1 protein-coding gene is annotated in these 357 nt (G+C 56.3%); it reads right to left on the bottom strand.

All coding sequences use genetic code 11. From position 1 onward, the window contains the following. On the bottom strand, nt 1-357 hold a 357-nt coding region (locus tag RVY79_RS18065), incomplete at both ends, for a hypothetical protein (protein WP_317465904.1).

The following is a 357-nucleotide window of genomic DNA, read 5'->3' as shown; positions in this document are numbered from 1 at the left end:
GAGCCGGTAACTGCCAAAAATAGCGAGAAAGCGCCGCAGGTGCTGGCGCATCGGGTGCTCGTACTTGACATTGCGGCTCTCAAGCTCAGCCTCCACCTGGCCGTAGTGCTCCAGGATGCGTTGCAGCTTCACCACGCGAAACTCTTTGACTCCTTGCATGAGCTCTTCGCTTCGGACAATTTCTTCCGGGAAGAGGAAGCGTTGTCGATAGGTCTCGTCATCCGTGTCGCCCGTGCTTTCTACCGATAGGTCAACAAAGAGGGTTGGGTCGAAGCCTTCTCGGTTGGCAATCTTGCCGCCAAAAATGGAGGTGAACAGCGCGGTCGTTCGCTGTTGGCCATCGAGCAGGTAGTGGTA

The sequence above is a fragment of the Chromohalobacter sp. HP20-39 genome (assembly GCF_033052815.1).
Lineage (GTDB): Bacteria > Pseudomonadota > Gammaproteobacteria > Pseudomonadales > Halomonadaceae > Chromohalobacter.
This window is presented reverse-complemented; position numbering and strand designations above follow the sequence as displayed.